The following is a 13,258-nucleotide window of genomic DNA, read 5'->3' as shown; positions in this document are numbered from 1 at the left end:
TGTGGACCGCGCCACTGACAACGCTGCTCGCGACCCGTCCGTACCGTGCGGTCCGGTGCTCTCCAGGGGGCCGTGCGCTCGCTCACGGCGTAGCCCGGACGGGAACTTCGCCAGGGATCAGCACGCTTGCATACAGTGGCAGGACTGGCAGCACTTCTGCACTTTCCGCGATCGAAGGGACGTACATGCCCATGGGTCACACGGCCACCGCCGAGGCCGGCTCCGGCGGCCTGACAGCGACCGAGCACCGGCTGGCCAACGGCCTGCGCGTGGTGCTCTCCGAGGATCACCTGACCCCGGTCGCGGCGGTCTGCCTCTGGTACGACGTCGGCTCGCGCCACGAGGTCAAGGGCCGTACCGGCCTGGCTCACCTTTTCGAGCACCTGATGTTCCAGGGCTCGAAGCAGGTGCCGGGCAACGGCCACTTCGAGCTGGTCCAGGGCGCGGGCGGTTCGCTCAACGGCACGACGAGCTTCGAGCGCACGAACTACTTCGAGACCATGCCCGCCCACCAGCTGGAGCTGGCGCTCTGGCTGGAGGCCGACCGCATGGGCTCGCTCCTGACGGCCCTCGACGACGAGTCGATGGAGAACCAGCGCGACGTCGTGAAGAACGAGCGCAGGCAGCGCTACGACAACGTTCCGTACGGCACCGCGTTCGAGAAGCTGACCGCCCTCATGTACCCGCAGGGCCACCCGTACCACCACACGCCCATCGGCTCCATGGCCGACCTGGACGCGGCCACCCTGGAGGACGCGCGGAGCTTCTTCCGCACGTACTACGCGCCCAACAACGCGGTGCTCTCGGTGGTGGGTGACATCGACCCCGAGCAGACGCTCGCGTGGGTCGAGAAGTACTTCGGCTCCATCCCCACCCATGACGGCAAGCAGGCCCCGCGCGACGGCGCCCTGCCGGACGTCATCGGCGAGCAGCTGCGCGAGGTCGTCGAGGAGGAGGTGCCGGCCCGCGCCCTGATGGCCGCCTACCGGCTCCCCGCGGACAACACGCGCGCGTGCGACGCCGCCGACCTCGCCCTGACCGTGCTCGGCGGCGGCGAGTCCTCGCGGCTGTACAACCGCCTCGTACGACGGGACCGCACCGCCGTCGCCGCCGGCTTCGGTCTGCTGCGGCTCGCCGGCGCGCCCTCCCTCGGCTGGCTGGACGTGAAGACGTCCGGTGACGTCGAGGTGCCCGTCATCGAGGCGGCCGTCGACGAGGAGCTCGCCCGGTTCGCCGAGGAGGGCCCGAGCCCCGAGGAAATGGAGCGCGCGCAGGCCCAGTTGGAGCGCGAGTGGCTGGACCGGCTCGGCACCGTGGCGGGCCGCGCCGACGAACTGTGCCGCTACGCGGTCCTGTTCGGCGACCCGCAGCTCGCCCTCACCGCAGTGCGGCGCGTCCTCGACGTGACCGCCGAGGAGGTCCGGGAGATCGCCCAGGCGCGTCTGCGGCCCGACAACCGCGCGGTCCTGGTGTACGAGCCCACCGCCCCCGCCGAGGCCGACGACGAGACCGCAGCGAACGACGAGGAGGCGGGCCAGTGACCGAGCAGCTCGCGAGCATGGACTTCCACCCGCAGCCGCAGCCCGGCGAGGCCAGGCCGTGGGCGTTCCCCGCCCCGCAGCGCGGCGCGCTCGACAACGGCCTCACCGTTCTGCACTGCCACCGCCCCGGCCAGCAGGTCGTCGCCGTGGAGGTCAACCTGGAGGCGCCCCTGGAGGCCGAGCCCAAGGGGCTCGACGGGGTCGCCACGATCATGGCGCGGGCCTTCAACGAGGGCACCGACAAGCACTCCGCCGAGGAGTTCGCGGCCGAACTGGAGCGCTGCGGCGCCACGATGGACGCGCACGCCGACCACCCGGGCGTCCGGGTCTCCGTCGAAGTGCCGGTCTCCCGGCTCTCCAAGGGGCTCGCCCTGCTGGCCGACGCCCTGAGGGCGCCCGCCTTCGCCGACAGCGAGATCGAGCGCCTGGTGGCCAACCGGCTCGACGAGATCCCGCACGAGAGCGCCAGCCCGGCCCGCCGCGCCGCCAAGGAACTCTCCAAGCAGCTCTTCCCGGCCGACGCGCGCATGTCGCGCCCGCGCCAGGGCACCGAGGAGACCGTCGCCGCCATCGACGCGGCGGCCGTGCGCGCCTTCTACGAGAAGCACGTACGCCCGGCCACCGCCACCGCCGTGGTGGTCGGTGACCTCACGGGCGTCGACCTCGACGGCCTGCTCGCCGACACGCTCGGCGCCTGGACCGGGAACACCGCGGAGGCGCGTCCCGTCCCGCCCGTCACGGCCGACGACACCGGCCGCGTCGTCATCGTGGACCGTCCGGGCGCGGTGCAGACGCAATTGCTGATCGGCCGCATCGGACCCGACAAGCACGACCGGGTGTGGGCTGCGCAGATCCTCGGCACGTACTGCCTGGGCGGCACCCTCACCTCGCGCCTGGACCGCGTCCTGCGCGAGGAGAAGGGCTACACCTACGGGGTGCGGTCCTTCGCGCAGGTGCTGCGCTCGGCGCCGGACGGGACGGGCGCCGCGATGCTCGCCATCAGCGGTTCCGTGGACACCCCGAACACCGGTCCCGCGCTCGACGACCTGTGGAAGGTGCTGCGCACGCTGGCCGCCGAGGGACTGACGGACGCCGAACGGGACACGGCCGTGCAGAACCTGGTGGGGGTGGCTCCCCTCAAGTTCGAGACCGCCGCGAACGTCGCGGGAACCCTCGCCGACCAGGTCGAGCAGCACCTGCCCGACGACTTCCAGGCCCGCCTGTACCGCCAGCTCGCCGACACGGGCACCGTGGAAGCCACGGCGGCGGTCGTGAACGCCTTCCCGGCGGACCGCCTGGTGACGATCCTCGTGGGCGACGCCGCGCAGATCGAGGAGCCGGTCAGGGCGCTCGGCATCGGTGAAGTGACCGTGGTCTCCGGCTGATCGGGACACGTCGAGCCGCACCGCCTCGGAGCCCCGGTGACCGCGAGGTCACCGGGGCTCCGTCGTGTCCGTGATGTCGCTCACGTACGCAAACGCGATCGCCACGCTTCGTAAATGTCCGAAATGGTGCGGAGGTTGCCTGTCTGCCCTGTGGCATGCGCGACAAAAGCCGGGATCCGTTTGTTGATTAAAAGATGTCCCGCTTAGCGTCGGTCCGGCTGTCCGCCGCACCCGTGCCGCGCCCGCGTCACCGGGCAGCCATCGCCGAGTCCCCCATGGCGCGAGCCAGGGGAGCCGGGGACCCACCGCAGTCCCTGGGGTGAATCGGACCCCTCCCGCAAGGAGTGGCCCGTAGGAGACCTTCCTGCTCCGAACCCGTCAGCTAACCCGGTAGGCGAGAGGGAAGGAAAGGATCAGCCTCTTCATGGCGTTCACCCGTGCCACCGGGAAGCACCGTCGTCCGAGCCGCATCACGCGTACCACCGCGCAGGTCGCGAGTGTCGCCGCGCTCACCACGACCGGTGTCGTCGGAGGCCTCGCCGCCCCCGCGCTCGCCGCGGACACCGCGGCCCCAGAGCAGAACAACCTGACGCAGGCCATCTCCATCGGCGACTCCCTCGCCGACCAGATCGACGCCCAGGCCACCGCCCAGAAGAAGGCCGCCGACGCGGCCGCCGCCAAGGAGAAGGCGGAGGCCGAGGCCAAGAAGCGGGCCGAGGAGGCCAAGCGCAAGGCCGAGGAGAAGGCCAAGAAGGAGCGCGAGGCCAAGGAGCGCGCCGCCCGTGAGGCCGAGCGCAAGCGCCTCAACTCCTTCGTGGCGCCCATCTCCGGCTCGTACGTCTCCACCGCCTACAAGGCGAGCAGCGGCCTGTGGTCCTCCGGCAGCCACACGGGCATCGACTTCCACGCCGCCAGCGGCACCGCGGTCCACGCCGTGGGCTCCGGCACCGTCGTCGAGGCCGGCTGGGGCGGCGCCTACGGCAACAACATCGTCATCAAGATGAACGACGGTACGTACACCCAGTACGGTCACCTGTCGTCCATCGGAGTCTCGGTCGGCCAGTCGGTCACCCCGGGCCAGCAGATAGCCCTCTCCGGCGCCACCGGCAACGCGACGGGCCCGCACCTCCACTTCGAGGCCCGCACCGGCCCCGACTACGGCTCGGACATCGACCCCGTCGCGTACCTGCGCTCGCACGGCGTGAACGTCTGACGCACTCCCGCAGCATCGCCCGAAAGCCCCGGCTCGCCGAGCCGGGGCTTTCGCGTTGCCTGTCCTGAGCAGACCGCCGGTGTCCAAAAAATATCCCTGGATTCCGGGCTGCCGTCGGAAATTCAAGCGCGGTGGAATAGAGTCGTTGGGCAAGCGCGCTGACCGGACGTCAATCGTGCTTGTACGGGCGTCAATCGACCGCGTTTCGCGGGGATTAAGGCGGAGGTCGGGTCATGCGCATTCCCGCGCACTCGGTATGCACGGCGATCCGTGACGACATCGTCGCGGGTGTCTACGAGCGCGGCGGCAGGCTCACCGAGGAGCTGCTCGCGCGGCGCTACGGTGTCTCGCGCGTCCCGGTCCGTGAGGCGCTGCGCACCCTGGAGGCGGAAGGGTTCGTCGTCACGCGGCGGCACGCGGGCGCCTGCGTCGCCGAGCCCACCGAGCAGGAGGCCGCCGACCTCCTGGAGATCCGCATGCTGCTCGAACCGCTGGGTGCGGCCCGCGCGGCCCAGCGCCGCACCGAAGCCCACCTCAAAGTGCTGCGCGGCCTGGTCAGGCTGGGGCAGGAGCGCTCCAGGCGGGGGCAGAGCGAGGACCTGCGCTCGCTGGGCAGCTGGTTCCACGAGACGCTCGCGCAGGCCTCCGGCAGCCCCGGACTGATCACCCTGCTCACCCAGCTGCGGCACAAGATCGCATGGATGTACGCGGTCGAGACCCCGGGCCGGCCCGCCGAATCCTGGTCCGAGCACGGTGCCATCGTCGACGCCGTGGCCCGCGGTGACGCCGAGCGGGCCCGCGTCCTGACGGCCCAGCACGCCGAGCGCGCGACGGCGGCGCACCGACTGCGCGTCCCGCGCGCGGGCGAGCGTGTGAGGACTTCGCAACATCCCGTAAACACGGCGGGGCTCCAGCATTAACAGGGGCACCGTATACAAAGAAGTACACAATTCGCGGAATGGGTCGCGACCTGTTTTCCGCTGCCCTTTTTAGTGCCGCATTCGGCGCCGTTGATTTCCCCTGCGCTTTCCGGGGTGCGGAAATTCCGTCGAGCGGTAAAAGGGTGCACAGTGCCGTCGAGACAAAAAACGACGGAGCCGCGCGCTCCGGGGGGAAACGCGCGGCTCCGTCGAAAGACGCTGTGGGGTCAGACGGTCTCGGGAAGCTCCTCGAGCCCCTCGGCGACCAGCTTGGCCAGACGGTCGAGCGCGGCGTCCGCGCCCTCGGCGTCGGAGGCCAGCACGATCTCCTCGCCGCCCTGGGCGCCCAGGCCCAGCACCGCGAGCATGGAGGCGGCGTTGACGGGGTTGCCGTCGGCCTTGGCGATCGTCACGGGGACGCCGGCCGCCGTGGCCGCGCGGACGAAGATGGAGGCGGGACGGGCGTGGAGGCCCTCGGCCCAGCCGACGTTGACGCGGCGCTCAGCCATGTGATGCTGCCCTTCAGGTGTCTCACAGTTGTCTAGACCATTCTCACACACCGTGGTCCGTGCTCGACGCGGACCCACGTCCCGTACGCGCACGGCCCTTCGGCCTCCTTCAGCCTGCCTCCCACGCGCGCGGGCCGCGACCCGTAAGACGGCGACACGCGCCCCCTCCGTCTGTCGGTGCTCGGCCCTACCCTTGCGGCATGGAGACCCCGTCGGACCGGCACGCCTACCCCGCCCACTGGGAGGCCGACGTGGTGCTGCGCGACGGCGGCACCGCCCGGATCAGGCCCATCACCACCGCGGACGCCGAGCGGCTGACCAGCTTCTACGAGCAGGTCTCGGACGAGTCGAAGTACTACCGCTTCTTCGCGCCCTACCCGCGCCTGTCCGCCAAGGACGTGCACCGCTTCACCCATCACGACTACGTGGACCGGGTCGGTCTCGCCGCCACCGTGGGCGGCGAGTTCATCGCGACGGTCCGCTACGACCGGATCAACGCGCACGGGATGCCCGCCTCCGCCCCGGCCGACGAGGCCGAGGTCGCCTTCCTGGTCCAGGACGCCCATCAGGGGCGCGGTGTCGCGTCCGCCCTTCTGGAGCACATCGCGGCCGTCGCGCGTGAGCGCGGCATCCGCCGGTTCGCCGCCGAGGTGCTGCCCGCCAACACCAAGATGATCAAGGTGTTCCGGGACGCCGGATACACACAGAAGCGCAGCTTCGAGGACGGCGTCGTCCGCCTGGAGTTCGACATCGAGCCCACCGAGGCGTCCCTCGCCGTGCAGCACGCGCGCGAGCAGCGCGCCGAGGCCCGCTCCGTGCAGCGCCTGCTCGCCCCCGGCTCCGTCGCCGTGATCGGCGTGGGACGCACGGCCGGAGGAGTGGGCCGCAGCGTTCTCGGCAACCTCAAGGACGCCGGCTTCACCGGCCGCCTCTACGCCGTGAACAAGGCGTTCCCGACCGACGTCATCGAGGGCAGCGGCGTCGACGGGGTGCCCGCCCACCGCTCCGTGGGCGACATCGACCCGGCCGAGCACGTGGACCTGGCCGTCGTCGCCGTGCCCGCGCCGCAGGTCCCCGAGGTCGTCGCCGAATGCGGCGCCCGCGGGGTGCAGGGCCTGGTCGTCGTCTCCGCCGGATACGCCGAGAGCGGCGCCGAGGGCCGGGAGCGCCAGCGCGAACTCGTCCGCCAGGCACGCACCTACGGGATGCGCATCATCGGGCCGAACGCGTTCGGGGTGGTCAACACCTCTCCTGAAGTACGGCTCAACGCCTCGCTCGCCCCCGAGATGCCCCGCGCGGGACGCATCGGCCTGTTCGCCCAGTCCGGCGCCATCGGCATCGCCCTGCTGTCCCGGCTGCACCGCAGGGGCGGCGGCGTCACCGGAGTCACGGGCGTCTCCACGTTCGTCTCGGCGGGCAACCGCGCCGACGTCTCCGGAAACGACGTCCTGCAGTACTGGTACGACGACACCGACACCGACGTCGCCCTCATGTACCTCGAATCGATCGGCAACCCGCGCAAGTTCACGCGCCTGGCCCGCCGCACGGCGGCCGCCAAGCCGCTCGTGGTCGTGCAAGGAGCCCGGCACAGCGGCATCGCGCCGACCGGGCACGCGGTCCGCGCCACACGACTGCCCTATGCCACCGTCTCCGCCCTGCTGCGCCAGGCGGGTGTCATCCGCGTCGACACGATCACCGAACTCGTCGACGCCGGACTTCTGCTGGCACGCCAGCCGCTGCCCGCGGGCCCGCGCGTCGCCATCGTGGGCAACTCGGAGTCGCTCGGTCTGCTCACCTACGACGTCGCTCTCTCCGAGGGGCTGCGGCCCAAGACACCGCGCGACCTCACCACACTGGCCTCCGCGGCGGACTTCCGGGCCGCGCTGGAGGAGGCGCTGGCCGACGACAAGACCGACGCCGTCGTCGTCACCGCGATGCCGGTGGTGGGGGAGGACCCGACGGGGGACGCCGAGCTGGCCGCCGCCCTGAGCGCGGCCGCGGCCACCGCCCCCACCAAGCCCGTGCTCGTCGTCCACGTCGAACTCGGCGGCCTCGCCGAGGCGCTCTCCGCAGCGACCAGCACCGGGCCGAACGCCCCGTCGCGGCCGACCCCCGCGATCGCCGGGACCCCGGAGGGCGCCCCGCGCCTCATCCCCGCCTACCCCGCGGCCGAGCGCGCCGTCCGCGCCCTCTCCGAAGCCGCCAAGTACGCCCAGTGGCGGCGCGACGCGGCGGAGCCCGGAAAGGTGCCCGAGTACGACCGCGTCGACGAGCAGGGCGCCGCCGCCCTGATCAGCGGGCTGCTCGCCAAGGAGGACGATCCGCGCGGCACGGACCTCGCCCCCGAGGACGCCCACGAACTGCTGTCCCACTACGGGATCGACGTACGCCGCGCACTGTCCGCACCCGACCCGGACCGAGCGGCCGAAGCCGCCCGCACGCTCGGCTACCCGGTGGTGCTGAAGACGACCGCCCCGCACCTGCGCCACCGCGCCGACCTCGGCGGCGTACGCCTCGACCTCGCCGACGAGGACGACCTGCGCCGCGCCTACGAGGACCTCACCGACCGCCTCGGCAGACCCGCCGAACTGCGGCCGGTCGTCCAGGCCATGGCGCCGCGCGGCGTCGACACCGTCGTCCGCGCCGTCATCGACCCCGCCGCCGGGGCCGTGCTCTCCTTCGGCCTGGCCGGCGCTCCGTCCGAACTGCTGGGTGACACCGCGCACCGGCTGATCCCGGTGACCGACCGCGACGCCCAGGCGGTGGTCCGCTCGATCAAGACGGCCCCGATCCTGTTCGGCTGGCGGGGCGCCGCCCCCGTCGACACCCCCGCGCTGGAGGAACTGCTCCAGCGGGTGTCCCGGCTCGTCGACGATCACCCCGAGGTCGTCGGCGTCACCCTCGAACCGGTCGTGGTCGCCCAGTCGGGACTCAGCGTGCTCGGCGCCTCCGTCCGGCTCGCGCCCCCGCCCGCCCGCGACGACCTGGGACCGCGCACCCTGCCCACCGCCTACTGACCCGGCCCGCGCCCCGGCACATGCATCGAAATGCCCTCACGGAGAGTTATCCACAGGCGCATCGGCAGCCTCGTCCCGGGCCTTAGGATGGACCCCATGGCCAAGACCAGTACGACGACCCAAGGGCTGCGAGCGGCGATCGAGCGCAGCGGCTATTACCCGGCCCTCGTGGCCGAGGCGGTGGAGGCCGCGGTCGGCGGCGAGCCGATCTCGTCGTACCTCGTCCACCAGGAGACCACGTTCGATGCGAACGAGGTCCGTCGTCATGTCACCGTCCTGGTCCTGACCGACACCCGTTTCATCGTCAGCCACACCGACGAGCAGGCGGCCGACACCACCTCCCCGACGCCGTACGCGACGACGTCCACGGAGTCGGTCAAGCTCGACCGGATCTCGTCGGTCGTGCTCAGCCGGGTCGTCGCCAATCCGGAGAAGTACGTTCCGGGCACCCTGCCCCGCGAGGTCGTCCTGACCATCGGCTGGGGCGCCGTCGCGCGCCTCGACCTGGAGCCCGCCGCCTGCGGCGACCCCAACTGCGAGGCCGACCACGGCTACACGGGCAGCTCGACGGCCGACGACCTGAGCCTGCGCGTCAGTGAGGCGGGCGACGGTCCGGAGACCGTGCGCCAGGCCCTGGCCTTCGCCCAGTCCCTGTCCGAGGCCACCGCGGACGCGGGACGCTGATGACGCAGGCCGCCTGGGACGACGTAGAGCCGCTGCCCGTCCACACCGCTCCCGTCCCGGCGTACGGCACCGGATCCCTCGCGGACCTGCTGCCCACCCTCGGCGCCCACCTGGGCGTACCCGACTGCACCCCGGCCCTCGCCGAGCTGGCCCCCGTCGACCGGGCCTGTGTCTTCCTGATCGACGGCCTCGGCTGGGAGCAGTTGAAGGCGCACCCCGACGAGGCGCCGTTCCTGCACTCCCTCATAGCGTCCTCGCGCGGTGGCACGGGCCGCCCGATCACCGCCGGGTTTCCCGCGACCACCGCGACCTCCCTCGCCTCGGTCGGCACCGGACTGCCGCCCGGCGCCCACGGTCTGCCCGGCTACACGGTGCGCGACCCGGACACCGGCCGGCTGATGAACCAGCTCCGCTGGAAGCCGTGGACGAAGCCGAAGACCTGGCAGCCCTACCCCACGATCTTCCAGCGCGCCCACGACGCCGGCGTGCGCACCGCCCAGGTCTCCGCCCCGGCCTTCGAGTCGACGCCCCTCACCAAGATCGCGCTGAGCGGCGGCTCGTTCTACGGCCGGCTCTCCGGCGAGGACCGCATGGACCTGGCCGCCGAGCAGCTGGCCGCGGGGGACCGGTCGTTGATCTACACGTACTACAGCGAGGTCGACGGCAAGGGACACCGCTTCGGCCTCGACTCCGACGCGTGGCGCGGCCAGCTCATGTACGTCGACCGGCTCGCCCAGCGCCTCGCCGAGCAACTGCCGCCGCGCAGCGCCCTGTACGTCACCGCCGACCACGGCATGGTCGACATCGCCTTCGACGAGCAGTCCCGGATCGACTTCGACGAGGACTGGGAGCTGGGTGCGGGCGTCGCCCTGCTCGGCGGCGAGGGCCGCGCCCGTCATGTCTACGCCGTGCCCGGCGCCCAGGGCGACGTCCTCGCCGTATGGCGCGAGGTCCTCGGCGAGCAGTTCTGGATCGCGAGCCGTGACGAGGCGATCGCCGCCGGCTGGTTCGGACCGCAGGTCGACCAGCGGGTCTACGACCGGCTCGGCGACGTCATCGCCGCCGCCCGCGACGACGTGGTCATCATCGCCTCGCGGAGCGAGCCGAAGGAGTCCCTGATGGTGGGCAACCACGGTTCCATGACCCCGGCGGAACAGCTCGTACCGCTCCTCGAAGTACGCTCCTGAAGCCCGGCCCGCCTCCTCCGCCCGTCCCTCCCCGCGACCCGAAAGGTGCTCGACCCTCCATGCCCGAGCTGGTGTTCTTCTCCGGAACGATGGACTGCGGAAAGAGCACCCTGGCTCTGCAGATCGAGCACAACCGCTCTGCCCGCGGCCTCCAGGGCATGATCTTCACCCGGGACGACCGGGCCGGCGAAGGAAAGCTCTCCTCACGTCTCGGCCTGGTCACCGACGCCGTGGAGGTCGCCGACGACCTGGACGTGTACGCGTACGTCGTCGACCACCTCTCCCAGGGCGGCAAGGTGGACTATGTGATCGCCGACGAGGCGCAGTTCCTCGCCCCCGGCCAGATCGACCAGCTCGCCCGGATCGTCGACGACCTCGAACTCGACGTCTACGCCTTCGGCATCACGACCGACTTCCGCTCCAAGCTGTTCCCCGGCTCGCAGCGGCTGGTCGAACTCGCCGACCGCGTCGAGGTGCTCCAGGTCGAGGCGCTGTGCTGGTGCGGCGCACGCGCCACGCACAACGCCCGCACCGTCAACGGGGAGATGGTGGTCGAGGGCGCCCAGGTCGTCGTCGGCGACGTCGACCAGGCCGAGGACCGGATCGGTTACGAGGTCCTGTGCCGCCGCCATCACCGGCGCCGGATGACGAGCGCGGGCGCACGGGCCGCCGTGCTCTCGCCCGACGTGCTGCCGGTGGCCTCGGCCTGAGAGCCGCTCCCGTGGCCCCGGGGCGGCGCCAGGCTCAGGCCTCCCGCGACGCCACGAGCGCGAACCGCGCCCCCTCCGGATCCGCCACCGTGGCCACCCGCCCGTGCGAGCCCTCCCGCGCCGGCCGGACCACGTGCCCGCCCAGATCGGCGACCCGCTCCACGGCCTCGTCGACATCAGCGGCCTCGAAGTACGTCATCCAGTGCGAGCCGCGATCACGGGGCAGGGCGTGCCCCACACCCTGCACGGACGCCACCGGCCGGTCCGCCAGGCACAGTGCCAGATGATCGAAATCGGCGGAGACCACGGCCTCCTCGGTGTACCCGAAGACCGCCTGGTAGAACTTGGCGACGCTCGAGGTCTCCCGCGTCACCAATTCGTTCCACACCACCGAGCCGGGCACGCCGGTCACCGCCATGCCCAGGTGCGAGGCCGCCTGCCAGAGCCCGAACACCGCGCCCACCGGGTCGGAGGCGATCGCCATCCGGCCCGCCTCGCCGGCGTCCAGCGGACCGACGCCCACCGTGCCGCCGCAGTGCCGCACCGACTCCGCCGTCACGTCCACGTCCTCCGCGGCCAGATACGGCGTCCAGGCGATCGGCAGCTGACGCTCGGGCGGCAGCTGACCGATGCCGGCCACCTCCGCACCGTCGAGCATGGCCCGCACATAGGGGCCGAGCTGCTGTGGCCCCGGCCTGAACTCCCAGCCGAACAGCGCCCCGTAGAAGTCCTGGGTCGCCCCCATGTCGTGCACCATCAGACTCACCCAGCAAGGGGTGCCGGGCACGCGCCGGGCTGCTGCCTCGGTCATCGTCACTCTCTCCTCGGACTTCTCGGACCAGAACCCTCGGGCCCTGCATCGGGCTCCCACACCTTGTGTCGCGGTATCGCGCCCGTGCTGATGGTGGCACTGCGTGCCGCGCGGCGCTCCCTGGCCGCGCCGAAACCTTCGGGCTCCTCGCAGAGGATGCCCGAAACGGTGTTTCGCGTACGTTGCCGCGCCATGACCCGACCGTGACCGACCGGTCGACGCTGTGTAGTCGATCGAGCACGCTATCCGAACGCGGGCGCTCGGGCCAGAGCATGAGCAAGGATGACCCACATGAATGCCATCATCACCGCATCCGAACTTGCGAGCGAGTTGGCGGGGGAGCGGCCGCCCGTCGTGCTCGACGTCCGCTGGCAGCTCAGCCTCGCGAAGGCCTCCGGAGCCCCTGAATTCGACGGCCGCGCCGCATACGCGGCAGGTCACGTCCCTGGTGCGGTCTTCATCGACCTGGACCGGGAGCTGGCGGGCGCGGCGGGCCCCGAGGCGGGCCGGCACCCCCTGCCGGACCTCGCCGTGTTCGGTGCCGCCATGCGGGCGGCGGGCGTGTCGGCGGACCGCGACGTGGTCGTGTACGACGGCGGACAGGGCTGGGCGGCGGCCCGCGCCTGGTGGCTGCTGCGCTGGACGGGGCATCCGTCCGTACGGGTCCTCGACGGCGGCCTGCCCGCCTGGGAGGGCCCCCGGGAGACCGTGAGCCCGTCGCCGCGGCCCGGCACCTTCGACCCTGCACCCGGTGCCACCGGCCTCCTGGACGCGGCCGCGGCGGCCGAGCTGGCCCGCTCCGGGCTGCTCCTGGACGCCCGCGCCGCCGAGCGCTACCGGGGAGACGTGGAGCCCATCGACCGGGTCGGCGGGCACATCCCGGGCGCGGTGTCGGCCCCGACCACCGAGAACGTCGCGGACGACGGCCGCTTCCGCCCCGCGGCCGAACTCGCCGAGCGCTTCAAGTCGCTTGGCGCGACCGGCGATCCGGGCCAGGTCGGGGTCTACTGCGGCTCCGGCGTCTCGGGGGCCCACGAGGTCCTTGCGCTCGCGGTCGCCGGGATCGACGCGCAGCTGTACGTCGGTTCGTGGTCGCAGTGGTCGGCGGACGCCTCCCGTCCCGTGGCGACGGGCCCCGACCCGCAGTAGCCGCCCCGAGAACGCCGTCGGGGACCCAGTGCTCGAAAAAAACCAGGACCAACCCCCCCCCCCTCCCTCCCCCCTCCTCTTTCTGTTGGTTTCTAACCCCCCCTCCTCCCCCCCCCCCCCCCCCCCCCCCCC

General features: G+C 72.2%; 11 protein-coding genes and 1 riboswitch. Of the genes, 9 read left to right on the top strand and 2 right to left on the bottom strand.

From position 1 onward, the window contains the following. The first annotated feature begins 191 nt into the window (after positions 1 to 191). The 4 genes from ACFVDP_RS25035 (at position 192) to ACFVDP_RS25020 (ending at position 5,059) form a co-directional block, all read left to right on the top strand. The gene (locus ACFVDP_RS25035) at positions 192 to 1,541 is read left to right on the top strand and encodes a M16 family metallopeptidase (protein WP_383493923.1); all 1,350 of its coding nucleotides are present in this window, start codon (positions 192 to 194) and stop codon (positions 1,539 to 1,541) included. A gap of 17 nt (positions 1,542 to 1,558) precedes the next feature. Then, positions 1,559 to 2,926 (top strand): M16 family metallopeptidase, encoded by a 1,368-nt coding sequence (locus tag ACFVDP_RS25030; protein ID WP_383493920.1) that lies wholly within the window; start codon positions 1,559 to 1,561, stop codon positions 2,924 to 2,926. A gap of 252 nt (positions 2,927 to 3,178) precedes the next feature. Beyond that, a riboswitch (cyclic di-AMP (ydaO/yuaA leader) is annotated at positions 3,179 to 3,338 on the top strand. A 12-nt stretch (positions 3,339 to 3,350) separates the two neighbouring features. Continuing rightward, complete coding sequence (locus ACFVDP_RS25025) at positions 3,351 to 4,139, top strand: M23 family metallopeptidase (protein ID WP_383493594.1); 789 nt, start codon at positions 3,351 to 3,353, stop codon at positions 4,137 to 4,139. A 233-nt stretch (positions 4,140 to 4,372) separates the two neighbouring features. Beyond that, positions 4,373 to 5,059, top strand: a complete 687-nt coding sequence (locus ACFVDP_RS25020) for a GntR family transcriptional regulator (protein ID WP_383493591.1) — start codon at positions 4,373 to 4,375, stop codon at positions 5,057 to 5,059. Positions 5,060 to 5,286: 227 nt separating this feature from the next. Here ACFVDP_RS25020 and ACFVDP_RS25015 read toward each other — a convergent pair whose 3' ends face one another. Then, entirely contained in the window at positions 5,287 to 5,568 is a 282-nt protein-coding gene (locus ACFVDP_RS25015) for an HPr family phosphocarrier protein (RefSeq protein ID WP_030021209.1), read from the bottom strand. A 200-nt stretch (positions 5,569 to 5,768) separates the two neighbouring features. On the opposite strand from ACFVDP_RS25015, the gene ACFVDP_RS25010 reads away from it, so the two are divergent. From ACFVDP_RS25010 to ACFVDP_RS24995, 4 genes are all read left to right on the top strand, one after another. Next, positions 5,769 to 8,585, top strand: a complete 2,817-nt coding sequence (locus ACFVDP_RS25010; RefSeq protein ID WP_383493587.1) for a GNAT family N-acetyltransferase — start codon at positions 5,769 to 5,771, stop codon at positions 8,583 to 8,585. A gap of 96 nt (positions 8,586 to 8,681) precedes the next feature. Continuing rightward, positions 8,682 to 9,269, top strand: a complete 588-nt coding sequence (locus tag ACFVDP_RS25005; RefSeq protein ID WP_383493584.1) for a DUF5998 family protein — start codon at positions 8,682 to 8,684, stop codon at positions 9,267 to 9,269. Further along, the gene (locus ACFVDP_RS25000; RefSeq protein ID WP_383493581.1) at positions 9,269 to 10,456 is read left to right on the top strand and encodes an alkaline phosphatase family protein; all 1,188 of its coding nucleotides are present in this window, start codon (positions 9,269 to 9,271) and stop codon (positions 10,454 to 10,456) included. The genes ACFVDP_RS25005 and ACFVDP_RS25000 overlap by 1 nt, the downstream gene beginning before the upstream one ends. A gap of 59 nt (positions 10,457 to 10,515) precedes the next feature. Further along, positions 10,516 to 11,166 carry a thymidine kinase gene (locus ACFVDP_RS24995; protein ID WP_383493578.1) on the top strand — a complete coding sequence of 217 codons (651 nt, stop codon included), beginning with the start codon at positions 10,516 to 10,518 and terminating at the stop codon, positions 11,164 to 11,166. A gap of 34 nt (positions 11,167 to 11,200) precedes the next feature. Here the strand turns inward: ACFVDP_RS24995 and ACFVDP_RS24990 are convergent, their stop codons facing one another. Beyond that, positions 11,201 to 11,977, bottom strand: coding sequence for a VOC family protein (locus ACFVDP_RS24990; RefSeq protein WP_383493575.1), 777 nt, complete (start codon positions 11,975 to 11,977; stop codon positions 11,201 to 11,203). Positions 11,978 to 12,268: 291 nt separating this feature from the next. Between ACFVDP_RS24990 and ACFVDP_RS24985 the strand changes: the two genes are divergently transcribed. After that, complete coding sequence (locus tag ACFVDP_RS24985) at positions 12,269 to 13,126, top strand: sulfurtransferase (protein WP_383493572.1); 858 nt, start codon at positions 12,269 to 12,271, stop codon at positions 13,124 to 13,126. The last annotated feature ends 132 nt before the right edge of the window (positions 13,127 to 13,258 follow it).

The organism is Streptomyces sp. NPDC057694 (genome assembly GCF_042799415.1).
In the GTDB taxonomy this organism is placed as follows: Bacteria; Actinomycetota; Actinomycetes; order Streptomycetales; family Streptomycetaceae; genus Streptomyces.
Note: the sequence above shows the minus strand (reverse complement) of the source record. Positions and strands in the feature narration are given on the sequence as shown.

Bases quoted from the DNA above. Each gene is read 5' to 3' on its own strand.
- ACFVDP_RS25035 (WP_383493923.1), top strand. From the start codon at position 192: ATGGGTCACACGGCCACCGCCGAGGCCGGCTCCGGCGGCCTGACAGCG.
- ACFVDP_RS25030 (WP_383493920.1), top strand. From the start codon at position 1,559: ATGGACTTCCACCCGCAGCCGCAGCCCGGCGAGGCCAGGCCGTGGGCG.
- ACFVDP_RS25025 (WP_383493594.1), top strand. From the start codon at position 3,351: ATGGCGTTCACCCGTGCCACCGGGAAGCACCGTCGTCCGAGCCGCATC.
- ACFVDP_RS25020 (WP_383493591.1), top strand. From the start codon at position 4,373: ATGCGCATTCCCGCGCACTCGGTATGCACGGCGATCCGTGACGACATC.
- ACFVDP_RS25015 (WP_030021209.1), bottom strand. From the start codon at position 5,568: ATGGCTGAGCGCCGCGTCAACGTCGGCTGGGCCGAGGGCCTCCACGCC.
- ACFVDP_RS25010 (WP_383493587.1), top strand. From the start codon at position 5,769: ATGGAGACCCCGTCGGACCGGCACGCCTACCCCGCCCACTGGGAGGCC.
- ACFVDP_RS25005 (WP_383493584.1), top strand. From the start codon at position 8,682: ATGGCCAAGACCAGTACGACGACCCAAGGGCTGCGAGCGGCGATCGAG.
- ACFVDP_RS25000 (WP_383493581.1), top strand. From the start codon at position 9,269: ATGACGCAGGCCGCCTGGGACGACGTAGAGCCGCTGCCCGTCCACACC.
- ACFVDP_RS24995 (WP_383493578.1), top strand. From the start codon at position 10,516: ATGCCCGAGCTGGTGTTCTTCTCCGGAACGATGGACTGCGGAAAGAGC.
- ACFVDP_RS24990 (WP_383493575.1), bottom strand. From the start codon at position 11,977: ATGACCGAGGCAGCAGCCCGGCGCGTGCCCGGCACCCCTTGCTGGGTG.
- ACFVDP_RS24985 (WP_383493572.1), top strand. From the start codon at position 12,269: ATGAATGCCATCATCACCGCATCCGAACTTGCGAGCGAGTTGGCGGGG.